This is a genomic window from Maricaulis sp. (assembly GCF_048270265.1).
In the GTDB taxonomy this organism is placed as follows: domain Bacteria; phylum Pseudomonadota; class Alphaproteobacteria; order Caulobacterales; family Maricaulaceae; genus Maricaulis.
Window position 1 is genome coordinate 139,964 of the sequence record NZ_JBLWTD010000003.1, and the last position, 25,942, is coordinate 165,905.

At 65.2% G+C, this 25,942-nt stretch carries 17 protein-coding genes; 7 read left to right on the forward strand and 10 right to left on the reverse strand.

Features of this window, described 5'->3' with window-relative positions:
* Positions 1 to 89 precede the first annotated feature (89 nt).
* The 8 genes from ACN0YF_RS02895 to ACN0YF_RS02930 form a co-directional block, all read right to left on the reverse strand.
* Positions 90 to 1,070, reverse strand: a complete 981-nt coding sequence (locus tag ACN0YF_RS02895) for a D-Ala-D-Ala carboxypeptidase family metallohydrolase (protein WP_417493278.1) — start codon at positions 1,068 to 1,070, stop codon at positions 90 to 92.
* Positions 1,071 to 1,075: 5 nt separating this feature from the next.
* Positions 1,076 to 2,656 carry a L,D-transpeptidase family protein gene (locus ACN0YF_RS02900; RefSeq protein ID WP_417493279.1) on the reverse strand — a complete coding sequence of 527 codons (1,581 nt, stop codon included), beginning with the start codon at positions 2,654 to 2,656 and terminating at the stop codon, positions 1,076 to 1,078.
* Positions 2,657 to 2,759: 103 nt separating this feature from the next.
* Entirely contained in the window at positions 2,760 to 3,746 is a 987-nt protein-coding gene (locus tag ACN0YF_RS02905; RefSeq protein ID WP_417482457.1) for a D-Ala-D-Ala carboxypeptidase family metallohydrolase, read from the reverse strand.
* A 4-nt stretch (positions 3,747 to 3,750) separates the two neighbouring features.
* A complete protein-coding gene (locus ACN0YF_RS02910) occupies positions 3,751 to 5,361 on the reverse strand; it encodes a L,D-transpeptidase family protein (protein ID WP_417493280.1) in 1,611 nt (536 codons plus the stop codon).
* 2 nt (positions 5,362 to 5,363) lie between these two features.
* Positions 5,364 to 6,341: a zinc transporter ZntB gene (locus ACN0YF_RS02915; RefSeq protein WP_417493281.1), complete on the reverse strand. Its 978-nt coding sequence runs from the start codon at positions 6,339 to 6,341 to the stop codon at positions 5,364 to 5,366.
* Positions 6,331 to 7,311: a mechanosensitive ion channel family protein gene (locus ACN0YF_RS02920; protein ID WP_417482460.1), complete on the reverse strand. Its 981-nt coding sequence runs from the start codon at positions 7,309 to 7,311 to the stop codon at positions 6,331 to 6,333. The genes ACN0YF_RS02915 and ACN0YF_RS02920 overlap by 11 nt, the downstream gene beginning before the upstream one ends.
* Positions 7,312 to 7,447: 136 nt before the next feature.
* Positions 7,448 to 11,503 carry a translocation/assembly module TamB domain-containing protein gene (locus tag ACN0YF_RS02925; RefSeq protein WP_417493282.1) on the reverse strand — a complete coding sequence of 1,352 codons (4,056 nt, stop codon included), beginning with the start codon at positions 11,501 to 11,503 and terminating at the stop codon, positions 7,448 to 7,450.
* Complete coding sequence (locus ACN0YF_RS02930; protein WP_417493283.1) at positions 11,503 to 13,218, reverse strand: autotransporter assembly complex protein TamA; 1,716 nt, start codon at positions 13,216 to 13,218, stop codon at positions 11,503 to 11,505. Before ACN0YF_RS02930 ends, ACN0YF_RS02925 begins: the two co-directional genes overlap by 1 nt.
* Positions 13,219 to 13,419: 201 nt before the next feature.
* On the opposite strand from ACN0YF_RS02930, the gene ACN0YF_RS02935 reads away from it, so the two are divergent.
* The 4 genes from ACN0YF_RS02935 (at position 13,420) to ACN0YF_RS02950 (ending at position 19,110) form a co-directional block, all read left to right on the forward strand.
* Entirely contained in the window at positions 13,420 to 14,259 is an 840-nt protein-coding gene (locus tag ACN0YF_RS02935) for a DUF3108 domain-containing protein (RefSeq protein ID WP_417493284.1), read from the forward strand.
* Positions 14,260 to 14,529: 270 nt separating this feature from the next.
* The gene (locus ACN0YF_RS02940; RefSeq protein ID WP_417493285.1) at positions 14,530 to 16,569 is read left to right on the forward strand and encodes a TIR domain-containing protein; all 2,040 of its coding nucleotides are present in this window, start codon (positions 14,530 to 14,532) and stop codon (positions 16,567 to 16,569) included.
* Positions 16,570 to 16,631: 62 nt separating this feature from the next.
* Positions 16,632 to 17,237 (forward strand): hypothetical protein, encoded by a 606-nt coding sequence (locus ACN0YF_RS02945; protein ID WP_417482465.1) that lies wholly within the window; start codon positions 16,632 to 16,634, stop codon positions 17,235 to 17,237.
* Between the two features lie 52 nt (positions 17,238 to 17,289).
* On the forward strand, positions 17,290 to 19,110 hold the full coding sequence (locus ACN0YF_RS02950) for a tetratricopeptide repeat-containing protein (RefSeq protein WP_417493286.1): 1,821 nt from the start codon (positions 17,290 to 17,292) through the stop codon (positions 19,108 to 19,110).
* Here the strand turns inward: ACN0YF_RS02950 and ACN0YF_RS02955 are convergent.
* Complete coding sequence (locus ACN0YF_RS02955; RefSeq protein ID WP_417482467.1) at positions 19,093 to 19,776, reverse strand: Crp/Fnr family transcriptional regulator; 684 nt, start codon at positions 19,774 to 19,776, stop codon at positions 19,093 to 19,095. The genes ACN0YF_RS02950 and ACN0YF_RS02955 overlap by 18 nt on opposite strands.
* A gap of 212 nt (positions 19,777 to 19,988) precedes the next feature.
* Between ACN0YF_RS02955 and ACN0YF_RS02960 the strand changes: the two genes are divergently transcribed.
* Positions 19,989 to 22,661: a M14 family zinc carboxypeptidase gene (locus ACN0YF_RS02960; protein ID WP_417493287.1), complete on the forward strand. Its 2,673-nt coding sequence runs from the start codon at positions 19,989 to 19,991 to the stop codon at positions 22,659 to 22,661.
* A gap of 9 nt (positions 22,662 to 22,670) precedes the next feature.
* Here the strand turns inward: ACN0YF_RS02960 and ACN0YF_RS02965 are convergent, their stop codons facing one another.
* A complete protein-coding gene (locus ACN0YF_RS02965; RefSeq protein WP_417493288.1) occupies positions 22,671 to 24,479 on the reverse strand; it encodes an ATP-binding cassette domain-containing protein in 1,809 nt (602 codons plus the stop codon).
* A gap of 199 nt (positions 24,480 to 24,678) precedes the next feature.
* Here ACN0YF_RS02965 and ACN0YF_RS02970 point away from each other — a divergent pair, with 199 nt between their 5' ends.
* Together ACN0YF_RS02970 and ACN0YF_RS02975 are read left to right on the forward strand one after the other, a co-directional pair.
* Positions 24,679 to 25,569 (forward strand): ABC transporter ATP-binding protein, encoded by an 891-nt coding sequence (locus ACN0YF_RS02970; protein ID WP_417482470.1) that lies wholly within the window; start codon positions 24,679 to 24,681, stop codon positions 25,567 to 25,569.
* Between the two features lie 29 nt (positions 25,570 to 25,598).
* The coding region (locus ACN0YF_RS02975) for a hypothetical protein (protein WP_417493289.1) at positions 25,599 to 25,942 on the forward strand (344 nt) is incomplete at its 3' end.

The following is a 25,942-nucleotide window of genomic DNA, read 5'->3' on the forward strand; positions in this document are numbered from 1 at the left end:
AGATCTCGGAGCCGGAAACGGCTGAAGCCTTCATCCGCCGGATGGCGGACAAAAGCTTCAGCTAGGCACATTATCCGGTCTCGGGCGGCCTAACGGCCCCATTGCACATTCCAGCCGCGTTCGTCGACATGGACGAAGGGGCCGTGCCAGGCATTGGGCGCATATTCGCCGAGCCCGCCGGCCAGTCCTTCGAGGAGCGGGGTGTCGGCGAGGGACTGGACGAGATCGAACAGGGCCGCGGCGTCTGCGCGGTCGAGCGCGCCATCGCCATTGAGATCGTCCATCACATCATCGCCATCGGTATCGATATAGATATCGGCGGCGCCGCCATAGATATGGCGTGAGTTCTCGCCATTGCCGAGATCGGCATTATAGGCCGGGGTGCGGTAGCCGCTCATGACGGTGAAACCGTCCGTGCGCCAGCCATGATCATTGGCGGCTTCGAGAATGCGCTCGAGCTTGACCAGTAGCCGCTCGCTCAAGACCAGGTATTGCGGGCCGTCAGCCTCCTGCTTGCACAGGAATTGCTCGAGCCGGAAATGCGGTGATACGGCGATGCTGCCCAGATCGCTGTCGACCTCGAGGAAGAATTCCGGGGCGCGGTAATTCTCGTGGCCGAGATAGGGTTCGGCCGGGTAATTGCCGAGCTGATAGCCATTGATGCTGTCGCCGTCGGAGGAGCGCATCACGATCAGGTTGAGGTTCATGACATGGCCCGCATCGTCCTCGAGCTGGACGCGGGTGAGCCCCGGTGTCGCCGGCGCTGTCCAGTCCAGCTCGGGCGAGGCGGCGCGCATGACATCATCATCGATCCAGCTCAATGGCCGGTCGGCCTCGATGCGGACCTGTTCGCCGGGACGGGCGAAAATGGCAAAGGTCTCGTAATTGACACTCAGCTCGCCGCGTATCGTCAGCGAGAAGGGCAGGTGACCCGGATCGAAATCGCTGGCCTGCGCCGCGCGGGGCGGGGCGATTTCCGAGACAGGGCTGGCCGTGGCCAGGATGGCCGCAGCCGGGTCGTTACCCAGGAACAGAGTGGCAAACAGCACACTCGCAGCAATGGCGCTCAATGACGCTACTCCATGGGCGGCGGAGGGGAATCCAGCGCCGCGATCAAGACACTGTCCCGATCATATACGTCGTTTACAAAACGGATACCGGATTCTGGATCCGGCACGGCGGTCCAGTACAGAATATGCACCGGGATGGCGCGGGCCAGCGAGAGCCGGGTTTCGTCATTGCCCGCCGCGATTGATTGCAGCCGCGCCGGTGTCAGGCCCGGCGTCTCGGCCGCCACCCATTCGGCCAGGGCGAGGGGATCGCGCACGCGCACACAGCCCGAGGAGAAATCGCGCCGGGTCTGGGAAAACAGGCCGCGGGTCGGCGTGTCGTGCAGATAGACATTATGCGGGTTGGGAAACATGAATTTCACCTCGCCCAGCGCGTTCAGCGGACCGGGCGACTGACGCAGGCGGTAGGGGAAATTGGAGGCCGGTATGGTGGCCCAGTCAATCGTTGCGGGATCAACCAGCGTGCCCGTGCGGTCAATGACCTGGAAACCCAACCGCGTCACGGCGCCGGGGTCAGCCCGGAAGGCTGGCAGCTTGTCGCGTGCGGCCAGGCTGGGCGGGGTTTCCCACCAGGGATTGATCACGAAATAGGTCATGCTGGCCGAGAAGACCGGGGTACGCCGGTAGAGGCGTCCGACAATGACGTCATGCTGCTGCTCGACCACGCCGTCATTGCGCGCCTCGAGCGAGAAATCGGCGATATTGACGCGGATATGCCGGCGGCCGAGATCCTCGGGCAGCCAGCGCCAGCGTTCCAGATTGGCCCGGATCTGGGCGATGCGCTGATTGGGGCTGGCATTGAGCTGGGCCAGGGTCTGGGGGCCGACATTGCCGTCGGGATCAAGACTGGCGCGATGCTGGAAGGCGCGCACGGCCGCATCCAGTGCCGGGTCGAAGAATTCCGGATCGGCGGCGGGCAGGGCCGGATCAGAAGGCTGGACCAGGGGCACCAGATCGCCGCTGGCTTCAAGCCGGGCCCGGAGCTGGGCGACGCGCGGACCGCGATCACCGGGGTGCAGCGTCAGGCCGGGATTGATGCCCGGCCAGCCGCCTTCGTCGGCGAGGCCCTCATAGCGCGCCAGCGCGTCGCGCAGGGCCTGATAGCCCGGCTGATCGGGGGCGAGGGCTTCGAGGCTTTCGGCGACGGCGTCATTGCCGAGTGCAGCCTGGAGATAGGCGACCAGGTCGCGGCCACGCCGCGCGGCCGTCCAGTCCGGTTCGATCGTCACCGGGTTGAGCCGGCCGGACAGGAGATGGGCGGCGAGGGTCAGATAGGCGTCGGTGGCCACTTCATCGAGATCGAGATCGGCCTGCCGCGGATCGGCGGCTTCAAGCAGCGTCAGATGATAGTCGGCCGGATCGAGCCCGTGTGAGGCGGCGCCGCGCACGGCCTGGATCAGGTCCTGATAGAGGTGGACATTCGCAGCCCCGGTCCAGGCCAGGCTGAGTTCGCGGCCCTGGTAGAAGCGCGTACCGCTCTCGCAGGCGCGGCAATCATAATTCACCGTGACAGCGCTGGCCGGCAACACGCCCATCAGGGGCACGACCGCAAAGGCCAAGGCAAGACGTCTCAGCCGCTCGATCATGCAAGGCCTCATTGTTCAGCATCGCGGCGCGATGGTTCGCCACCAATCTATGCCGACTCGCGAGGCCTTACAAAACCGGATGCGGGCCGGAGCCCGGTTCTGCCTAGCTGCGACCCCACCGGGCACGCCAGCCGCGTTCGTCGACATGGACGAAGGGCCCGTGATTGGACGTCGGCGCGTATTCGCCCAGACCGCCGATCAGCGGCGTGAAGGCGGGGCTGTTGTGAGACAGGCTATCGACCAGATCGAACAGGGCCGCCGCGTCCTGGCGGTCATGCACGCCATCGCCATTGAGGTCGTCCATCACGCCATCGCCATCGGAATCGATGAAGATGTCGGCGGCGCCGCCATAGATGTGACGGGAATGGCGGCCATTGCCGAGGCCGGCATTATAGGCCGGGGTGCGATAGCCGCTCATGACGGTGAAGGTGTCGGCGCGCCAGCCGCGCTCATTGGCGGCTTCCAGAATACCCTCCAGCTTCACCAGCAGGCGTTCGCTCAGCACCAGATAGGGCGCGCCGTCTGTGGGCTGTTTGCACAGGAACTGGCCGAGTCGGAAATGTGGCGACACCGCCAGATCGGCCATCCCGTCGGACACTTCGAGGAAATTTTCCGGGGCGCGGTAATTGGCGTGGCCGAGATAGGGTTCTGCCGGATAGTTGCCGAGGCGATAGCCATTGATGGCCTCGCCATCCTCCGGTGTGTGCGCGTGCATCACCAGGAGATTGAGTTGCATCGCATGGCCGTTCTCATCCTCCAGCCGCACCTGCGTCAGTCCGGGTGTGGCGGGGGCTGTCCAGTCGAGCTCGGTTGCGGCTGGCCGGGACGTGTCGCCCTCGACCCAGCTGAGCGCCTTGTCGCTGCGGATGCGGATGGTTTCGCCGGGATGTGCGAAGACGGCGAAGGTGTCCAGATTGACCTCAAGCTCATCGCGCAGGGTGATGGAAAAGGGCAGGTGGCCGGCCTCGAAGGTGCTGGCCGGCGGCTGGGTCTGCGCGGGCGAGGGGTTGAGAACCCGCGCTTGCGCGACCTGCGGCAGGGCAGAGACGAGGACGGCACTCAGGACGGCTTTACCAAGAAGTTTTTTCATTACGCTACTCCATTGGCGACGGAGCAGCCTCCAGCGCCGAAATCAGTTCATCATCCCTTTGATATAGGTCTGCGACGAAGCGGATGCCAGTCGACGGGTCGTGCACGGCTGTCCAGTAAAGGACATAGACCGGAATGGGAGCGGCCAGATCGAGCCTCGTCTCACGACTTCCGGCCGCGATTTCGCGCAGGCCGGCCGCAGAAAGGTCGGGGGTTTCGGCAATCGCCCACTCGGCCAGTTCCAGCGGATCGCGCAGTCGCAGGCAGCCCGACGAATAGCTGCGCCGATTGTGGCCAAACAATTCCGGGTTTGAGGTGTCGTGCAGATAGACATTGTGCGAATTGGGGAAGATCAGCTTGATCTTGCCCAGGGCGTTGAGCGGTCCGGGCGCCTGGCGCAGCCGGTAGGGGAAATTGCGCGCCGGCACCGTATCCCAGTCGATCGTCGCGGGGTCGACCTGGTTGCCTTCGCGATCGAGTATCTGGAAGCCGAGCCGGGTCACGGCATCGGGGTCACGGCGGAACAGCGGCAGCTCATTGCGCACGGCGATGCTGGCCGGGGTCTCCCACCAGGGATTGACCACCAGATAGCGCATCGCGCCGGAGAAGACCGGCGTTGGCCGGTAAGTCAGGCCGACGATCACATCATGACGGCGCTCCACCACACCCTCATTGCGGGCCTCGAGCGAGAAATCGGGGATGTTCACACGGATATGACGGCGGCCCATATCATCGGGCAACCAGCGCAGGCGTTCGAGATTGGCGCGGATCTGGGAGACGCGGTAGCTCGCGGTCAGATTCAGTTCGTGCAGCGTCTGGCTGCCGACGCGGCCATCGACATCAAGGCGCGTGCGCTGCTGGAAGGTTTCGACAGCGGCGCGCAGGGCGTCATCGAAAAACTCGGGATCCGGTGCGGGCGCTTCGGGGGCGGGGATGTCATCGGCATCATCCACAGGGGTTTCTGAAGCCACGGTCTCAAGGGGGGCCAGCTCGCCGCTGGCCTCCAGCCGGGCGCGCAACTGGGCCACACGCGGGCCCTGATCGCCGGGCCTGAGCTCCGGCCCGTCATCGATCAGGGGCCAGCCGCCACTCTCGGCGATGGCTTCATAGACAGGCAGGGCGGCCCGCAGTGCCGCATAGGCCGGCTCGGCCGGGGCGAGGGCCTCGAGGCTCTCGGCAATGCGTCCGTCGGACAGGGCCAGGCGCAGATAGGTTGGCAGATCGCGAAACCGGCGCGGCTCGGTCCAGTCAGGCTCGAAGCGTGCCGGGTCGAAGCGCCCGGCCAGAAGATGCGAGGCGAGGTTGAGATAGGCGCTGGTCGCCAGCGCGTCGATGGCCGGGTCCGGTTGCAGGGAGTCGACCGCTTCCAGTTCCGCGAGATGATAGTCCTGCGGGTTGAGACCATGACTGGCAGCACCGCGAATGGCGATGACCAGGTCCTTGAACACGGACCGGCTGGCCTCGCCGGTCCAGGCCGGGCTCAGGCTCTGCCGCTTTTCCAGCGCGGCCCCGGTATCGTAGACGCTGCAACCATCGAGGGGCGCAGTCTGGGCCATAGCGGGCGCACTGCCCATGCTTGCCGCCAAGGCGACAATCATCGTTGCAATACGTCGCATGCCTAGATCCATTTGAGGTAGCGGAAGACGGCGATCTGGACGCCGCCAATGGCGAACAGTCCGGCCACGAAGACCCAGAAGGCGCTGACATTGTCGGCGCCGGGTATGCCGCCGACATTGATGCCGAGCAGGCCGGTCAGGAAGCCGAGAGGCAGGAAGATCGCGGCGATCACCGAGAGCACATAAAGATTCTTGTTCATCCGGTCGGCCAGCCCGTTGGCCAGCTCGTCCTTGACGATCTGGGCCCGCTCGCGGATGGCGTCAAGATCCTCGATATAGCGGATCACCATGTCGAGATTTTCCTGCAGGCGCCGCTTGTTCATGGCGTCGAGCCAGGCGAGCTCGGAGGTTCGCAGATGCGCGATGACATCGCGCTGGGGCGCGATATAGCGGCGGAACATGATCGCCTGCTTGCGGATGGTGTTGATGGCCTGGCGGCTCGCCGGGGTCGGCGCTTCCATCACCTCTTCCTCGACATCGTCGAGATTTTCGTCGAGCTCGGTCAGGACCGGCTCCATGCGCTCGAACAGGCGCGCGGTGAGCATGGCGATGAAATCGGCGGAATTCTTCGGCCCCGTGCCCTCGGCCAGGCGTTCGCGCAGATCGGTGACGGCCTTCAGGCGGCGCCGGCGCAGGCTGATGATGCGCGAGCCGTCGATCCAGAGCCGGATCGAGACCATGTCTTCCGGCTGGGCATCCGCATTGAGATTGACGCCGCGCAGGATCATCAGCGCACCCTGTTCGAACATCACCATGCGCGGCCGCGTTTCGTCGGCCAGCAGGGCGTTGATGATGATCGGGTCGAGATAGGCGGTTTCGCGCTCCAGCCAGGCGCGGGCGCCGGGATGGGTGGCGTCCAGGTGCACCCAGGCCAGCGCCTCGTCCTTGATCAGGCGCGAGACTTCGTCCCCGGTCAGGACATCGCCATGACCGTCACCATTGATCGAACAGGCGTGAAGAATGCCGAACTCATTGGGCATTGATCACCTCCTTCAGCGCTGCGGGGTTCTTGATATGGAGATCGCGCTGCGGGAAGGGAATCTCGATGCCGTGTTCGCGGAATTTGTGCCAGATCGCGAACATCACATCGCTTTTCGGTTTCCAGCGTCCGGTCACGACATCCTCGATCCAGAACAGCACGGTGAAGTCGATCGAACTGTCGCCGAAATTGCGCAGGAAACACTGTGCGGCCGGCTCGGCCAGGCATTTGGGATGCTCGGTTGTCGCTTCCAGGATCAGGCGGTGCGCCAGTTCCAGGTCACTGCCATAGGCCACACCGATATTGATCTCGACCCGGCCCTTGCTGGTCGAAAGCGTCCAGTTGGTCACGCGGCTGGTAATGAAGTCCTCGTTCGGCACCAGGACCTCCTTGCCGTCGAAGGTCTCCAGCAGGGTATAGCGCGCACTCGATTTGCGCACGAAACCGGTCACCCCGTCGGGCAATTCGATCAGGTCATCGATATCGACCGAGCGTTCCAGCAGCAGGATCAGGCCGGAAATGAAGTTCGAGGCGATATTCTGCAACCCGAAACCAAGTCCGATCCCGACCGCGCCGCTGAATACGGTCAGCGTCGTCAGATTGAGCCCGAGCACATCCATCGAGATCAGGAAGGCGATGATATAGATCGCGATCTGCAGGATTTTCGCGACCAGGGTGCGGGTGGTGGGATGCAGTTTTCCAAGCTTGCGGACCCGGTATTGCACCGCATCGGCGACCGCCGCGGTGATCCAGAAGATCAGGACCAGCAGGAGCAGGGCCCGCAGGACGCCCCAGGCGCTGACATGGAAGTCGCCGGCGCGGAAGGTGAGGGCTTCGGTGTCGAGATACTGGCTGACGATGGCGAGATTGCCCGTCACACCGGCGACGACGATCCCCAGCATGGTGATGAAGATCAGCCAGTGGGCCCAGGGACCCTTTGGCTTGATGATGTGTTTCCAGAAATCGCCCATGCGTGCGCAGCCGTCCTGTTAGCCGTGTCGGGACCGGCGAGGCCGCCGGTTCGTGTTCCTGCTGCCTAGTCTGCCACGGTCAGTGGCGCAAGGCGACTGCCCGGCGGCGATGCGGGCCATCCCCGCTCGTCCCGTCTCAGTAGTCGCGGCGCCAGCGGATCGAGACCGAGGCTTCGGTGTCGGCGCTGAGGCGGGAGAGAATGCTGAGTTGCGGCGTCAATGACCATTCCACCCGCGCGGTGCTGAGGGCCGCGACCCCGGCTGATTCGACCTCGACATAGAAGTCATTCCCGAAGCGCCGGCCACTCGTCACCGTCAATCCGCCATTGGCGTCAGACCCGATATCGAGGCGGTCGATCCCGACCAGTTCGCGGACCCGTCCGGCGAAGCCGAAAATATCCTGCCCCGACAGCTGGGCTGCGAGCTGGGCGGCCTCGAAGGGACCCAGTTCACTGGCCGAACGGTCGAACAACAGGCGGGCAATGATCTCGTCATCCGGCAGGGAGGGGGTGCTGGTCAGTGTCACGGTTGGCGACATCAGTGTGCCGGCCACGGCCACATTGGCCCGGAAGTCCTCGCGCTCATATTGTGCGGCCAGGGCGATGCGGGCATCGGTCACCGGGCCGTTGAACAGAACCTCGCCCGACTCCAGCGTGAAGCGGCGGCTGAAGACGGTGGCCGACCCGCGCACCAGATTGGCGCTGCCGGTCAGGGTCGGCTTCTTTGCCTGCCCGGTTATGCGGATATCGGCACGCCATTCCGTGTTGAAATTGGATGAGTTGAAGTAGAATTGGTCGGTGGCATAGACCCGATAGTCGAGCCGGATCGGCAGGCGTGCGCGCGAAGCCCGGATCTGGTTTTTCGGCAGGTTGAGCTCAATCACCTCGATTTCGGGGATCGAGGCGGCGCCATTGGCCGGTGGCTGGGCGTAGACGCGATCCAGCCGGGTCTCGCCGGCGACCAGCAGGCCGGCATCGTCCATGGTGAGCCGTGTCTGGCCAGTCATGCGCGCGGTCAGGTCGGGGCGCCGGACGGCGGTGAAATCGGCAAAATTGAATTCCGCCGTGCCGCGCGGCCCCTGCGCCGTGATCACGCCCGCAGCATTGGCATTGAGTGTGCCGCCCGAACCGTCACCGGCCGTCAGGGATTCCAGCTCGACCTGGCTGTTGTGCAGATGGGCTGCCAGCTGGATATCGACGATATCCGTGCCGGTTTCCGCAGCGCTGAAACGTCCGTCATGCAGGGCAATACTGCCATCGATTTCAGGCGCTGCGCGGGTGCCCGAAATGGCCAGGTCGATCGCGGCATCGCCGGAAAGGGAGGTGCCGACCGGCAGGATGAGTGATGTCAGCGACAGGATTTCGCCATTGGCCTCGATCCCGCCGCTGATCGCCGCTTCGGCGCCGTCGAGAATCTGCAGCAGATCGGTCGTCGCGCCGAGCCGGGTCAGGAAGGTGCGGGCGCTCAGTCCGCCACCGGTGGCGACGCTTTCGATATGGGCGTCATCGTCCAGCAGCAGCCGGGTCACGATCTGCAGCTCGGGCGCATCGGCCAGCGAGGCGGCGCTCAGGCCGCTGGCGGTCACTTCGGCATTGCCGCGCCAGACGCCATCGGTCTGGCGCAGGCCGGCACTGGCGTCGAGCTGCCCGTCAACCTGTGGCAGACCCGCCAGATCGACCAGCAGCGCGATCGGCAGGCGATCCACCTCAAGGTCGAGTTGCGCGCCGTCGGCGGTTTCCTGCCAGTGTGCGGCCAGCTCACCGCCGCCAAAGGCGAGCCGCCCGCCCAGGGACCGATCCGCATCATTGATGATGGCGAGGATCGGCTCCACCGTCTGCCAGGCATTGCTGCCCAGATGGCCGGAGGGGTTCAGTTCGGCGCGCAGGCCGGTTTCGGTCAATCCGATATTGCCGGTTGCGTTGATGTCGAAGGGCAGGCCGGCCAGGCCGGAGAGATCGGCCTCAAGCGCCATGCCGGACACCGGTCCGCTCAGCGAGACCTGGGCGTCGGTGAGGATGAAATTGCCCCCGACCAGATCGCGTGCCCCCAGCCGGGCGTCGAATTCACCGTCGAGCAAGGCATCAATGGCGGCATCATATTCGATCGAGAGCGACCAGCGCGCCTGGGTTCCCGCCAGCAGGGTGAGGTGCAGGCGCTCATCTTCGATACTGGCATCGGCTTCGATCACCGAGGGACCAAACTGGCTGTCATGAACGGCCACGGTCCAGTCGGCGCCCTGTTGGCTCGCTTCGCCGGCGAGCACCAGATCGCGGGCATCATAGCGGCCGGCCAGCGTCCAGTCCGTGGACAGATTGCCGTCATCATACTCGGCATTGAGAGCCAGTCTTGGCGCGTTGAAGCGGGTTTCGCCCAGCAGCACGGCTTCTGTGGCCGTCACGGTGCGCGCCGTGATCACCCCGTCGACCGAGTCGAGTTCAAAGCCGGTCGCCAGCCCGCCGGCGAAGCTCACGGTGATGCCCTCGAGCGAACCGGAAAACGCGAGATCTCCGCTCGCCGTCCAGTCTGCGGCCGAACTGCCCTGCGCCTGGGCCAGCAGCGAGACCTGTGTCGATTGCACCGAAATTTCGGGCAGACGCCAGCCGGCTTCCTCAAGGCGCAAGGTCGCAGTGACCCGCAAGGCCTCGACCAGGGAGGCGAGGCGCGGATCGGTCTCGAGGTCGCTGCCGTCAATTTCGAGCGCGATCTGATTGGTGCCGGTCGTGGTGATCACGGCCGTGACCGGGCCGCTCGCCTGGTCAGTCAGGCGGGCGATATCATCGAGCACGGCCCGGGCATTGAGTGTGATCCGGTCATGGCCCGGCCCGTAGACCCCGTCCGCATCGACGGTGATATGCGCCGCCAGCAACCGCGAGCCGGTGAGTTCATAGCGGCCCTCGTCGAGATTGGCGTTCAGATCGAGCGTCAGGCTGGCCTGCTCGCCGAGCAGGTCGTTCAGGGCGCTCTCGCCGAGGGCAGGGTCAGTCAGGGCGAGCTGGGCGGTGAGCGCGAGCTGGCCGGACCCGTACTGCAATTGCACCGGGCCGGTGATCGCGCCGATACCGGTCTCGGCGGCGCTCAGTTGTGCAATGTCGAGCGTGCCGGAGAGACCATAGCCAGCGGACAGATCGGCCAGGCCGTCAAAGCGCAGGGACTGGGCGCTGACCTGCCCCTGGGACAATTGCGCCAGGGCTTCGCCGCTCATCTGCAGCGTCACATCCCAGCCGTGTTCGGCATTGAGCGCGAGTTCCGCCTCGAGCGTGTCGGCGCGCACATGTGCGCTCTCCAGGCCGAAATTTCTGACTGCGCCGCGGGCGCTGAGCTGGCCGTGCGAGAGGATGGGTGCGAGTATTTCCGGCAGTCCGGCCCAGTTGCCGGGCTGGACAGCGCTCTCGACCTGCCAGGCATCATCGGCCCAGTCCAGCTGCCCATTGGCCAGTTCGCGCCCGGTAATGTGGATCGTGAACTGACCGCCTCCGGCCTCGCGATTGCCAGCCAGATCGGCGGCGATATTGATCTGCTCATCGGGCATTTGCGCCAGGCTTGCCAGCGGGCCGCCCGGTGCGCCGGTGGCGGTGAAATGTCCCTGTATCCTGCCGTCAGCGAAGATTTCGAAGCGGGCATCGACGGCGTCGCCCGGCGCGTCCAGCCGCAGGATCGAGGCCGAGACCTGGCCTGGCTGCCCCTGGCGCAATTGCATCTCGGCGCGGGCGCTCAGGCTTGCCGCTGCTCCGGCCACGCCCTCGGCGAGGTCGAGCTGGTCGATCCGCGCCTCGCTGAGAATGAATTCGGGGATCGTGCCGCCCGCACCGTCATCGGGCTGGTCCGGCAGATCCGGCGTGCGCGCGATGGCGACCTGTTCAATGGTGAACAGGTCGATGCGGAGCGGGCCATTGATGAGCGAGAGCGGTTGCCAGCGCACGGCGATGGTGTTGGCCTCGAGCCAGACGCCGCTGTCATCGCTGAGGACGACACGGTCGAGACTGAACGCCGAGAGGAGATCGCCGCGCAGACCCTCGATCCGGACCTCGCCGATACCGCCGATCTCCTGCCCGTCAATGAAGGACCGGACCAGCCAGCGCCCCGGTCCGTGGCTGAGCGCGATCACCGCACCGGTCGCGAGGATAACCAGCAGGCCCGTGGCCAGGGCGAGGCCTTGCAGGAGACGGCGCCAGGGGATGTTGATCACCGCCATCAGAAGGCCTGACCGAGGCTGAAATAGATCTGGAAGGCCGTCTCACCGCTCTGCCGGTCGAGCGGGGTCGCGATATCGAATCGCACCGGCGCAAAGTCGAAATAATAGCGGGCGCCAATGCCGACCGCGGAACGGAAATCGGAAAATCCGGGCGTGGATTCGCTCCCCGCCGCACCGGAGTCCAGGAAGGCCACCGCGCCCCAACGACCCTGTGAACGCCAGCGCAATTCAAGGCTGGTCTCGGTCACCGACAGTCCGCCAAAGGGTTCGTCATCGCTGCCATACGGGCTCAGGGACTGATAGTCGAAACCGCGCACAGAGCCTCCACCGCCGGCATAGAAGCGCAAGTCGGCGGGCACATTCTCGGCATTGGTACCGACAATAGATCCGACCCGCACCCGCGCCGCTGCGACGAGATTGGAGGTGAGCCGGTAATAGCTGCTCGTCCGGACCTCGATGCGAACATAGCGCGATTCAACATCGCCGAAGGTCGTGGCCGGGGACAACAGGAGCTGGGCGCGGAAACCATCCACCGGGTCAAGGGAGTTGGTGCGGGAATCGTAAATCGCGCTCAGGTCCAGGGCCAGCGTGTTGGCATCCACCGTTCCGTCAACATCGGTCACCTGCGAGATGTCGAACCGTGTCCCGGCGCCGTATTCAAGCAAGCGCCCGACCTTGCGCGTCACGCTGGCGCGCATCAGCAGCTCGGTCTGGTCGTAGGCGTCGGTCTCCTGGGAATGCAGGCCGGCATTGAAGGACAGGGTCTGCTGGTAACGCCGCCAGTGCGGCATGGTGAGCGTCGCACCGACCCCCTGCTGCAGGGTGGCGACGCCTGCCTGGATGCTGAGGGTCTCGTCACCCTGGAAGAGATTGCGCCGTTTCCAGTCGAAATTCGCACCCGCGCCCTCGCTGGTCGCAAAGCTCAGCGAGGCTTCGATACTGTGCCGCGAGGCCGGCGTCAGGGCGATACGGACCGGGCGTTCGCTGGTGGCGGGGTCGACATCGCCGAGCATGACCTGCGATGTCCGCACACTCGTCAGCGCGTCCAGCCGGCGTTGATATTCCAGGACTTGGGCGCGGCTGGCGGTGGCACCCTCGGTGAGGGGCGACAGCCCGGCGATGAAGTCAGGCCGCCAGCCTTCGCTCGTCAGTTCAAGCGGGCCGTAAACCGAGAACGGGCCCGTATCGTAGACGAAACGCACCGCCGCCGTGTCCGTGGCGTGATCGATCGTGACGGTGCGCTCGCCGCTTTCGGCGCTGGGCCAGCCGGAATCCTGCAGGGCCGCCAGCCCGAGGGCGTCGTTGGCAATGACCTCGCTGGCCCGCAAGGGCGCATCCACGCCCAGCGTGATGGCGGCGCGCGCGATCTCCGCCGCGGACGCGTCCGGCGTGGTTGCCGCGCCAATGGTCGCGATCCGGACCCGGGGGCCGAGGGTGATGTGGATCACGGCATGGGATCGGTCGTCGATACGCGGGTCGACCTGTGACCGGTAATAGCCTTCGGAACGCAGCAGGCGGCGCGCCCGGTCAGCAGCGCTGCGGGCCTGGCGCAGTGGACCGTCGGCAGGGTTGTCGGATTCCGTGCGTTCGCCGACGGCCGCGACCAGCGCGTCCAGGAGAACTGGGTCGTCGACGCCTTCGATGGCTGCGAGCGGTGCCGCGAGGGCCGGTGTGCCTGCGGTCAGGACGGCAAGTATGATTATGAGGCGCTTCAAGCTGGCCACCTTTCGCCGCAGCTCGCTGACATATACGCATGCATGGGCAATCCGTCACAGATTCTCTGCACGTTGGCGCTGGCACCAAACGCCGCACCAGCTGGCGCTGAAGGCGGGCGGGGCCGTGCTGTGACCGCATGCCAAATTGCCACCGCAATTCTCCGGCAATACGACTGTTGAGACTGGATTGGATGAAAGATCATGCCGGCATTGTTTCAAGTGATTGTGGCCGCCACAAGCCTGCTTCTGGCGGGTTCGTCCGCCGGCGATGAGGTGGCGGCGGCCAGTGCAAGCGCCGAGCTGGCCACGGGTGGCAGGACGATCACCGCGCGCTATTCCAGTTCGGTTCTCATCTTCCGGGTCGGCGCGATCAGTCTGACGGCGGGGATCGAGCCGGGCCACTATACAGCCAATACCGTGGTCGAGGCCGCCGGCCTGGCTGCCCTGTTTACCGATTTTGACATTCGCGCCGAGGTGGAAGGCCTGAGCTCCGCCGGGGCTCTGGCCCCCTTGCGCTACGCCCATGTCGAACGCACGGGTTCAAAGGTGCGCGCCGTCGACATTGATTTCGAGGACCGGGTCGCCTCGGCGCATGCGACGCCGCCCTTCGGATCGCTTGGCGTGCCCCCGGCGACAGCGGAGCAGCGGGCGGGCGTGATCGATCCGATTTCGGCGATCTTTCTTCTGTCACAGGAACGGGCCGGTGGCGCCGAGGCGGCGTGTTCGGGGCGTATTCCCGTTTTCGACGGCAAGGCACGCTATGATCTGCGCCTGGAAGCCGGCGGCCGACAGAATGTCCGCACACCGGCCTGGCGGGGCGAGGCTTTGCTCTGCCACGCCTGGTATGAGCCGATCGCCGGCTATGATCCCGAGGATTATCCTTCAGCCGCAGAATTGCGCTATCCGCTCGATATCTGGCTGGCACCCTTTCCCGAGCACGGCTTCTATCTTCCGGTGCGCCTGCATACGCGGGCGGGCTTTGGCGGTGTCACGATCGAGGTGGCCGAGCTTGATATTCGCCCGACCACCGCGACGCCCTAGCGGGGCCTGCTTTCTTCTGCCCGCGTGATCGCGATCACGGCGGCACGCGCGGGCCGGGTATAGATTAATGTGAAGGTTGCCATGTGCAGCTTCCCTCCTCCTCCATAAATGGGGGGCGGCCGGGGCGCGGGACCTTGCCCAAAGCGAAGCCCCAACTTCGCCTCGCGCCCCGCCGGATTTTTTAAATCCGCCCTGCGACCTGTGCGCATGCTTGCGCCATCAGGCAACTGCACCGATCATGCCCCCTGCTTGGGATCAGGGGGCAATGCGATGAGCGGGCAGACAAGGTATCGGGCGTTTATCAGCTACAGCCATGATGACAGCCGCTGGGCGCAACGGATTCACCGTGCGCTGGAAGCCTACCGCTTGCCGGGAAACCTGGTCGGTACGGTCACCGCCCAGGGGCCGGTGCCGAAACGCCTTGTCCCGATTTTCCGCGACCGCGACGACCTCCCGGCCGCCGGCGACCTGACCGCATCGGTCCGCGCCGCGCTGGCGCTGTCTGACGTGTTGATCGTCGTCTGCTCACCCGCCGCAGCGGCTTCGCGCTGGGTGAATCAGGAGATTGATGAATTCCGCAGTGTGAACCCGCACGGCCAGATCCTCGCGGCGATTGTCGGTGGCGACCCGGCTGCCGGCGCTGATGACGGGATGGGCTGCTTCCCCGCAGCCCTGCTCGAGAGCGAACAGCCCGAAGCGGGCGCCGAACCGGTCGGTGCGGATTTCCGCCGCGGCGGTGACGGATTCCGGATGGGCATCGTCAAGCTCGCCGCCGGCATGCTCGGTCTGCGACTCGACCAGATCATCCAGCGCGATCTCCAGCGTCGTCAGCAGCGCGTGACTGTCGTCACGATGCTGTCCCTCTTGCTCGCTGTAATCATGAGCGGTCTGACCCTTGTCGCGTTTTCCGCGCGCTCGGAAGCCGAACGCCGCAAGGCTGATGCAGAGGATTTGATCGAGTTCATGTTGAGCGACCTTCAAGACAAGCTGGAGCCGGTCGGCCGTCTCGATGTGCTCGATGCGGTCGGCGAGAAGGTCGTCGCCTATTATGCGGCACAGCCGACCCGGCAATTGTCGGCCGATGCGCTGGGGCGCCGGTCGCGCGCTTTCCACCTGCTCGGCGAGATCGAATCCGCCGAGGGGGACCTGGAAGCGGCCTACGGGCATTTCCGCCGCGCCTATGACGCGACGCATCAACTCCTGCTGATCGCCGGCGATAATCCGGACCGTATTTTCGAGCACTCCCAGAGCGCCTTCTGGGTTGGCTATTATGCCTGGCGTCAGGGCCGGCTCGATGATGCCGAGGCGCAATTCCTCGAATACCGGGATCTGGCCGAACGCCTGACGGAAATTGACGAAGACAATATGGAATGGCTGGCCGAGCGGGCTTACGCCAACACGAATCTGGGCGTGATCTATCTCCAGTCGGCCCGTCTGCCGGAGGCCCGCGAGGCGTTCCTCGCCGCCGCAGCGCTGGCCGCAGACCTGGCGGCGCGTCAGCCTGACACGATCCAGGCGCATGTCGATCACGCCAATGCGCTCGCCTGGGTCGCGACCGTGCTCGAGATGACCGACGGACGAGACGCCGCGATTGCTGCACGCCAGCAGGAAATCGCGATCTATGAGGATCAATTGGCTGCCGAGGTCGATGACTGGAATATTCGCCGCGATGCGATCAATGCCGAACGGGCACTCGCCCGTCTGTTGATCGCGCCCGGCCCCGACACACCGTCCGCGGATCTGGAGGCGGCTCTCGCGATCCTCGAGGCAACCTCATTCGAGGCTGATGCCCTGTTGCAGCGCGATCCGGCGAACGGCAACTGGCGCCTGACCACGGTGCGTCAGCGCCTGTGGCTGGCGCAGGCGCGCCTGATCGGCGGGGACACGGCCGGGGCCCGCGAGGCCTATCTCGACGCGTCGGCCTATATGGCGCATCCGTCATGGATGTCGGACACCAGCGCCCGCATCACCGAAACCCGCCTCTATGCCGGCCTGGTCGAGGCGCGAATCTTCATTGCGATGGAACAGCTCGAGTCGGCGCGCTTGCGTCTGGACCAGTTGATGACTTCGCTGGTGGCGGAATCCAACTGGCAGACCGAGTTCCAGTATGGCCCCTATCTGTTCGCCGCCGCCGCCAATGAGCTGGCCCATCTGGAAGCGCGGCGGGGTGAGGATGAAGCCGCGGCGGCGCTGCGGACGCACATGGTGACGATCCTGACACCGATTGCCGGTCAGCTGCGGCTCGACGCGGCAACGGAATTCCATCGAGCCCAGTCCATGATTGCCCAGGGTGATATGGCTGCGCATTAGATCCTCACGGATCGCCCACGCGCCCGGTTGACCGGTCGCACGCATGGAGGTCGAGACCAGTGATGAGTTTTCCTGACATGAGCGGACTGGACGGGACCCGGGTCCAGGCCGAGTTACTGGTCGCCCCGTCCCGCAGTTTCGAGTGTACCCAGCTGAGCCTGAGCACGCTGCGCGACAGCAGCTTCGTGGTCCTGACCGGCAGCGATCATGGGCGCACCGCTTTCACCGACACTGAAATCGGTGTGATTCTCAACACCTTTGACGGCGTGGTCACCGCCAATCCCACCGCCGATGCGGCGCAATTGCGCGCGCTCGCCTATACGGCGCTGGCCCCGTTCTGGACGCCGGGCAACAGCGTCACGCCCAGCCCCTATGACCTGACCGTGCATGGCGCCAGCCGGCTGATCTTCTTCATCAGCAAGGAGAACTGGAGCTTTGAACCCGCTCGCATCAAGCTGAAGACCAGCTTTGGTGGCGGCGAGTTTGGCGGGCTCAACTGGCTGGTCCTCGATGGCGTGAGCCTGGAGCCCAAGGCTTTCGAACTGGTCGACAGTTGCACTCAGAGAGACGAGGCCTTTGAATTCGCGCTGTTCATCGATGTCGCCCAGGCTGGCGGTGCGCAGCACACGCGCCTGATTGTCGATCCGATCATCAAGAATGAAGATTGACCCGGCCGCGATCATCGGGCCCTTTTGAACCGGCACGATCGCTGGAGGGCGGATGCGGCGGATAATCCTCGAACGGTTCAATCAGGGCGATCTCGCCCGCGCCTATGATCTGTGCCTGGCTGCCACGGCGCAGTATCCCGATGATGGCTGGTTCAAGCATCGCGCTGTCCTCTGCCTGGTGCGTTCGGGCGCGCTGGAGCGGGCCGAGTATGACTTTCGCCGGTTTCGCCTCGCCGAGGCCAGCCATGACGAGGACAGCCTTGCGCTCGGTGCCCGTCTGCGCAAGAGCATGGCCCTGGAGGCGAGTGGCAGCCAGGTGCAGGCCCTGGCGCGAGTCGCGGCCGGGCAATATGACCGGATCTTTGCCCAGACCGGCGGGCATTATCCCGGTATCAATGCTGCGACCCTGTATCTGCTGGCCGGTGATCGTGCGCGTTCGGACGAACTGGCGCGGCAGGTTCTCGGCTCCTGCCGCAATGCCCGCCCGGTTGAGGCCGAGGACGCCTATTACCGGCTGGCCTCCCAGGCGGAGGCGCATCTTCTGCTCGGCGATGCCGGCGCGGCCCAGATGGCGTTGCAATCTGCCATCGCCTGCGACCGCGACAATACCATGGCGCACGCTACGACGATCCGGCAATTGCGCATGGTGGTGCGCCTGCTGCAGCTGGAAGCGCCCTGGCTGCGCGACCTCGAGCCGCCCCGGCCCTGCCATTTCGCCGGCCACCTCTTTCGATGTGCCGTTGATGCCGATGGAATCGCCCCGGCGCGCGAGGCGGGGCTCGCCCTGACCCTGGCGGACGCCTTCGAACGCGAGCGGATCGGGCCGGCCTATGGCGCGATTGCCGCTGGCGCGGACATACTGGTTGCCGAAGCGGCGATCTCGCGTGGCAATGAGTTGCACCTGGTCTTGCCGGTGCCGGTCAATGTCTTCATCGATGCCTCGGTGCGGCCGCTGGGCGGCAAATGGGTCCAGCGTTGCGAGGCGTGCCTGTCCAGCGCTGCCGCGATTCACGAGGTGACGACGGATCGCAAGCTGTTGTCAGGTGAGCATATCCGCTTCGCCAGCGAAGTGGCGATGGGGCTGGCCCGGATGCGAGCCAGTGCGCTGGCGACCTCGCCTGTACAGCTCCTGATCTGCGAGGACGCGGCCAGCGCCAGACGCTTCGGAACGGCGCATGACCGCAATGTCTGGAGCGAGGCGGGACTGGACCAGGTGATGGTGCCGGTGAGCGGTCTGGAACGTTATCGGGCCGCGCCTGGGGACGCCGGCGTGCGCGATCCGGATTTTGAACAGGTGCTGCGGGCCATGCTGTTCGTCGATGTCTGCGGGTCTTCGACCGTCGCGGACGACCTTGTCCCGGTGTTCGTGAAGTCAATCATGCGCGTGCTGGCGCAGGTCTGCGAGCGGATTGACCCGGCCCCGCTGCATGCGAACAGCTGGGGCGATGGTCTGTTCCTGGCCTTCCACGGGGTCGACGAGGCGGCCCGCGCGGCGGACCAGCTGCGCAGCGCATTTTCGGCGCTCGACCTTTCCGCCTTGGGCTTGCCCGATGGCCTGGCGCTGCGGATCGGGGGGCATTACGGACCTGTCCATGAGGGCGAAGACCCGCTGCGCCGGGTGCCCACCCTGTTCGGCGGCCAGGTGGCGATCGCCTCGCGGATCGAACGCGCAACGGTGCCCGGCTCGATCTTTGTCAGCGCACCCTTCGCGGCGGCCCTGGCCATGGCCAGCGGCAGTGAGTTTCGTTGCGAATATGTCGGTCAGACAGCGATTGACGCCTATATGCCGGATGTCGGGATGTACAGTCTGCGGGCCGTTGCCGCCGATTGTCCCGCCGCGCAGGACGAAGCGGCCTCAGCTGGGCGTGCTTAACCGCGCCAGATGTTCCGGATCGACGAGCTCGAAGGCGTTCTTGCGCCGCCGCAGCATGCCGCGGCGTTCCAGGCCGCTGATGGTGCGCGACACGGTTTCGCGCGTCGTACTGACCCGAAGGGCAATGGCTGTCAGCGAGGGGATGGGCTGGATGATGCGGGTGCGGCCGGCTTGCGAGCTTTCCGACATGCGCAGGATTTCCGCATAGATACGCCCCGGTGCCGACAGGGCCGAAAGCTCGAACATGCGCTGAGTGGTGTGGTGAACCCGGCGGGCAAGGAGGCGCGACAGGGCCAGGCCCAGATCGCCATACTGCTGCAGCAGGGCCAGGAAGGCGGTGGCGGTATAGCTCGCCAGTTCGCAATCTGTCTCGGCGATGATCTCGGAGGTGCGGGGACGGTCGGTCAGGGCCGCGAGTTCGCCGATGATCGCGCCGGGTTTGAGCGTGTCGAGCCAGATTTCCTGTCCGCCCTCGGACAGCAGGACGACGCGCGCCGTGCCGTCGAGAATAAGGAAAACCTGATCTTCCTGGTCATCCTGGGCAATAATGCTGGTGCCGGCCGGAAACCGCCGGATTTCGGCGCGCGAAACCAGCGTCGCGCGGGCATCTTCGTTTGTCAGAAATAGAGCATCCAGGGCCCGAGCCCAGGAGTTGTCCGCCGTCATGCGTGTCCCCGTCTCGCAAACAGTTGCTTCGTAGGGATATTTACGGATCAAGCCGGGGAAGGCCAGCGAAAAAGGCCGCCAGCCCCGGATCGGGGCCGGCCAGTGCGCAGCGCCGCAATGACGGCGCACGCCGGCGCGGGCGTTCACAGCATCAAGGCTTTCAAGGTCCGCCAAAAACCTGCTTAACTGAGGGCTGGATAAACGGGGATTCAATGATGAGGCATTTGCTCGGGGCGCTCTTTGGCCTGGTTCTGGTATCGGCACCGGTGATGGCGCAATCATCGCCGCTGGCAGCGCGTTATGATCCGGACATCCCCTCCGCGCAAACCGCCCTGGGTCATGAGTTCGGGGCGGAAATCACCCCGCCCGAACAGGCCATCGACTATCTGCGAGCCCTGGAGGCTGCGGCCCCTGATCGCGTCCGGGTCGTCGATTATGCGACGAGCTGGGAGGGCCGGCCGCTCGCCTATGCCATCATCGCCAATGCGGACACCATGGCGCGCCTCGACACCATCCAGGCGGATATCCAGCGCCTGGCCGATCCGCGCGGCCTGGCGGCCGACGCCCGTGAGCGCCTGATCGCCTCCACGCCGGCCGTCGTCTGGCTGTCCTATGGCGTGCATGGTGACGAGATTTCCTCGACCGATGCCGGTCTGCGCACGGCCTATCACCTGCTTGCCTCGCGCAATGATGTCGGCGTTGACCGGATTCTCGATCAGACCATTGTCATCATCGACCCGACCCAGAATCCCGATGGACGCGCGCGCTTCCTCAACAGCTTCACCGCCGCGCGCGGTCTGCAACCGGACGAAAACCGTTTCACCGCCGAGCACGACCAGCCCTGGCCCGGTGGCCGCCCCAACCACTATCTGTTCGACATGAATCGCGACTGGTTTGCGATGACCCAGCCGGAGACGCGTGGCCGGGTTGCGGCAATGCTGGAATGGCGTCCGATGGTCGTCGTCGACGCGCATGAGATGGGCGGCGACAGCAGCTATTTCTTCGCGCCTTCGGCCGAGCCCTTCAACCCCCATGTGGTGCAGAGCCAGCGCGATGCCCAGGATCTGATCGGCCGCAATCACGCCCGCTGGTTTGACCGTCTGGGCTATGATTATTTCACCCGTGAAGTCTTTGATGCCTTCTATCCCGGCTATGGCGATATGTGGCCGACCCTGCAGGGTGCGGTGGCGATGACCTATGAACAGGCCTCGGCCCGTGGCCTGGTCTGGCGCCGCCGCGACGGCTCCCTGCTGAGCTATGCCGACGCCGTGGAGCATCACTATGTTGCCAGCCTGTCGACCGCCGAGGTGGTGGCCGCCAATCGCGAGCGCTTCGTGCGTGATTTCACCGAATTCCGGGCCTCCGCGGCCAATGACACCACCGGGCCGCAGTCTGTGCTGCTCGATCTCGGCAGCAATCGCTGGGGCGCTGAACGCCTGGCGCGCAGCCTGGTTGCGCAGGGTATCGAGGTCGGCCGCATCGACGGGCCGGTTTCCGCCTGTGGTGCCCGCTTCGAGGACGGCGCCTTCGAGGTTCGCTTCAACCAGCCAGCCGGGCGGCTGGCGCGCACACTGCTGGAGGACACGACCGAACTGCCCGCAGACTTCATGCGCGAGCAGGAAAGCCGGCGCGCGCGCGGGCTTGGTGCCGAACTCTATGACGTGACCGCATGGTCGCTGCCGCTGATGCACAATGTCCGCTCCGTGACCTGCAGCCGGCCTGCCGGACTGACCAGCGAGGCCGTGGCCGCCGATGACGCCATTGCCTCGACGGGTTCGAATGCCGGCGCCGCCTGGGGCTATGCCATCGCCTGGGAGGATGCCGGCCAGGCTCGCCTCGTGGCCGCGCTCGTTGCCGCCGGCGTGCCGGCACGTTCGAGCGATGTCGCCTTCCGCATCGGGGAGCGTAGCTTCCCGCGCGGCAGCGTTGTCGTCCCGCGCCACGGGGCTCCGGCCAATCTCGACAGCCTGATCGCGCGCTTCGCCGGCGAGATCGGTGCCCGCTATGTCGGCCTCGAATCCAGCTGGGTCGATGAGGGCCCCAATCCGGGGTCGGAGAATTTCATGGATGTGCCCGCACCGCGCATTGCCATGCTTTGGGATGACGGCACGGATTCCACCTCCGCCGGCGCAACACGTTATGTGCTTGAACAGCGCTATGGCATCCCGGTCAGCGTGATCCGGACCGGCAGTCTTGGCCGTGCCGACCTGTCCCTGTTTGACGTCGTGATTCTGCCGGAACAGGGCCGTACGGGCTATTCCACCGTGCTCGGCAGCAGCGGTTCGGCGCAATTGACCCGTTTCGTCCGCGCCGGTGGCGTGCTGGTCGGCCTGGGTGATGCGACCCGCTGGATGGCTGACCCGGAAGTGGCGCTGGTGCCAGCGCGCCGCGAACGCGCGGCTGACACGGCCCGTCCCGCGGCAGCGCCGGACCAGGCCGTGGTCGATGCGGTGGTGTTGGCTTCGGCCGACGAGCTCGATGCGGTCCAGGCCGAACAGGGTGCGATGCCGGCCTATTCACCGGGCGCCCTGCTGCATGTCGAAGCCAACCCCGATGCCTGGATGTCGGCCGGCTATAGCCGCGGGGCCGCAGTGCTGGTCACCGGTTCGGACATCTATGCACCGATCAGCCGGGATGAAGCCGACACCGCGATGCGGTTCGCCGGGCCCGATGATGTGGTCGCGGGCGGCTATATGTGGGCCGAGTCCGTGTCGCAGATCGCCTACAAGCCCTTCCTGATCTCCAATTCGATGGGGTCGGGTCAGGTGATCGCCTTCACCCAGGCGCCGACGACGCGCGCCTATCTGGACGGGCTTGATCTGCTCTTGCTCAACGCGGTCCTGCTCGGACCCGCGCACAGCCGCGGCATGCGCCAGGGGCGGTGAGGCGAGGGCCTATTCGCCCTCGATCTCGACGCGTTCGGCTTCCAGTTCGAGCCAGCGGTCTTCCTTCTCCGACCGCAAGGCCATGGCCGCGGCGAGGTCCTTGCTCGCCTTGGTGAAACGCACCGTGTCCTTGAAGATCTCGGGATCGGCGAGTTCGGCCTCGAGCGCCGCGATCGTTTCGCCCAGGGCGTCGATCTCGGCGGGCAGCAGTTTCAGCGCATAGCGATCCTTGTTGGCCATCTTGCGCTTTTGCAGCCGCGGCGGCGCGGCGGCGGCCTTGGCCGCGGCCTTGCGGTTGGGCGCGATATCGCCGCCAAGCGGGGTGAGACCATAGCCACGCTGGGAGACCATGTCGGTATAACCACCGGCATATTCGGTCCAGTTACCGTCACCCTCGGCGATCAGCACGCTGGTACAGACCCGGTCGAGAAAGTCCCGGTCGTGCGAGACGATAAAGACGGTGCCTTCATAATCATCGATCAGGCCCTGCAGCAGATCGAGCGTTTCCAGATCGAGATCATTGGTCGGCTCGTCGAGCACCAGCAGGTTTGACGGCAGGGCCAGGGCGCGGGCCAGCATGACGCGCGCCTTTTCGCCGCCGGACAGGACCTCGACCGGCGTATTGATCTGCTCCGGCGGGAAGAGGAAGTCCTTCATATAGGCGATGACATGCTTGGACTGGCCATTGACCTCGACGGTATGGCCGCCGCCCTGGGTGAGGGCTTCCGACAATGTCCATTCCGGCCGCAGCGCGACGCGCTTCTGGTCGAGACTGGCCATTTCCAGCTTGGTGCCGAGGCGCAGCTCGCCGCTGTCGGGCGCCAGATTGCCGGTCAGCAGGTTGAGCAGGGTGGTCTTGCCGGCCCCGTTCGGGCCGATCAGGCCGATGCGGGCGCCGCGCGCAATCTTGATCGAGAAATCCTTGACGATATCGCGGCCTTCATAGGCCTTGTTGATCTCGATCGCCTCGGCGACCAGCTTGCCGGAATCCTGGGCGGCCGAGGATTGCAGATTGACCTGGCCCTGGGGTCCGCGATGTTCGCGGCGCTGCTGGCGCAGGCCCTGCAGATCGGACAGGCGTTTCACATTGCGCTTGCGCCGGGCGGTGACGCCATAGCGAAGCCAGTGCTCCTCGCGCACGATCTTGCGGTCGAGCTTGTGCAGTTCGAGCTGTTCGGCCTCGAGCACTTCGTCGCGCCAGGCCTCGAAGGCCGAGAAGCTGCGTTCCATCAGCCGCGTCTGGCCGCGATCCAGCCACAGCGTCTTGCGCGACAGGTTGGACAGGAAGCGGCGGTCGTGGCTGATCAGCACGAGGGCGGAACGGCTCGATTTGAGCTCGGACTCCAGCCATTCGATCGCCGGCAGGTCGAGGTGATTGGTCGGCTCGTCGAGCAGGAGGATGTCCGGGCTCGGCGCCAGCGCCTGGGCGAGCGCGGCGCGGCGGGCCTCGCCGCCGGACAGGACCTTGGGATCTTCCAGCCCGGTCAGGCCGAGATGTTCGAGCAGATACTGGGCGCGATAGGGATCATCGCCCTCGGTCAGGCCGGACTGGACATAATCCATCACCGTCTTGAACGCCGTCAGGTCGGGATCCTGCTGCAGATAGCGGATCGTCGAGCCGGGATGGACGAAGCGTTCGCCTTCATCGGGCTCGACCGTGCCAGCCGCGACTTTCATCAGCGTCGACTTGCCCGAGCCATTGCGGCCGACGAGGCAAAGGCGTTCGCCCTCGCCGACGCTGAGATCAGCGCCGTCGAGCAGGGCGGTGACGCCGAAGGTGAGGTGGATATTCTGGAGAGTAAGAAGAGGTGGAGCCATGAGCCACCGCATACAGGGCGCCGCGGAGAAGGTCACGGTCCGCGATCAGATGAAATCGCGAAGGGGGACATCCGCGATGCCTGTCCCTCTGGCCGACACTCTGGATAAAGAGTCATTTGGCGACCTTCGCGGGGAGGCCTAGGCTGACCGCATCAGATATTGTCGAGGGGCGTGGTGCGAGAAGCACTGCGAGAAGAGCATGCTGGAAATCAAGGGATTGTCGAAAACCTACGGCAACAATGTGCGCGCACTCGACGGGGTCGACCTGTCCATCCCCAAGGGAATGTTCGGTCTGTTGGGACCCAACGGCGCCGGCAAATCGACGCTGATGCGCACGATTGCGACACTGCAGGCGCCGGATTCCGGCACGCTGATGTTTGGCGATATCGACATTCTCAAGGATCCGCAGGCCCTGCGCGCGACGCTCGGCTATCTGCCCCAGGATTTCGGCGTCTATCCGCGCATGTCGGCGCGCGCCATGCTCGACCATCTCGCCGTCCTCAAGGGGCTGTCCAACGGCAAGGAACGCAAGCAGGTCGTTGAAAGCCTGCTGGAGCAGACCAATCTGGCGCAACACGCCAAGAAGGCGGTCGCCAGTTTCTCCGGCGGCATGCGCCAGCGCTTCGGCATTGCCCAGGCCCTGCTCGGCGATCCGCAATTGATCATAGTGGATGAGCCCACGGCCGGCCTCGACCCGGAAGAGCGCAATCGCTTCCACAATCTTCTTTCGGAAATCGGCGAGAATGTCGTCGTCATCCTCTCCACCCATATCGTCGAGGATGTGTCCGATCTCTGCCCGAACATGGCGATCTTGAATGGCGGCAAGATTGTCGCGAAGGGCTCGCCAGGCGAGCTGATCACGGCGCTGGACGGCAAGGTCTGGGCGCGCACGATCGCGAAATCTGAGCTCGCCGGCCTGCGCAGCCGATACAATATCATCTCCGAGCGTCTGACCGTCGGTCAGGTGCGGATCCATGTGGTGGCCGACGAAAACCCGGGCGAGGGGTTCGAGCCGATCAAGGCCGATCTCGAGGACGTGTATTTCTCGACCATCCGCCAGGGCCAGTCCGCCCCGGCGGCCGCTGCCTGATCCTCAACCCCCATTGAAAGGAGCACGTCATGCTCTCGAAAATCGCCGGGTTTGAGGTCCGCTACCAGCTGTTCTCGCCCACTTTCATTGCCGTCTTCACCATTTTCTTCCTGCTCTGCTTCGGCGGCGTTACCATCGACAATGTCCAGATCGGCGGCGGCGGAGCGACCAATATCAACTCGCCCAATGCCCTGACGATCAACATCCTGATCTTCACGATTTTCGGTGCCATCATTCCCACGGCGCTGCTCTCATCCGGGGTGCTGAGGGACCAGAGTTTCAAGACCGAGGAGATGTTCTACTCGCGGCCGATCCGCAAGCTGGACTTCGTGCTCGGGCGCTTCATCGGCGGCTATATCGCCACCGCCCTGGC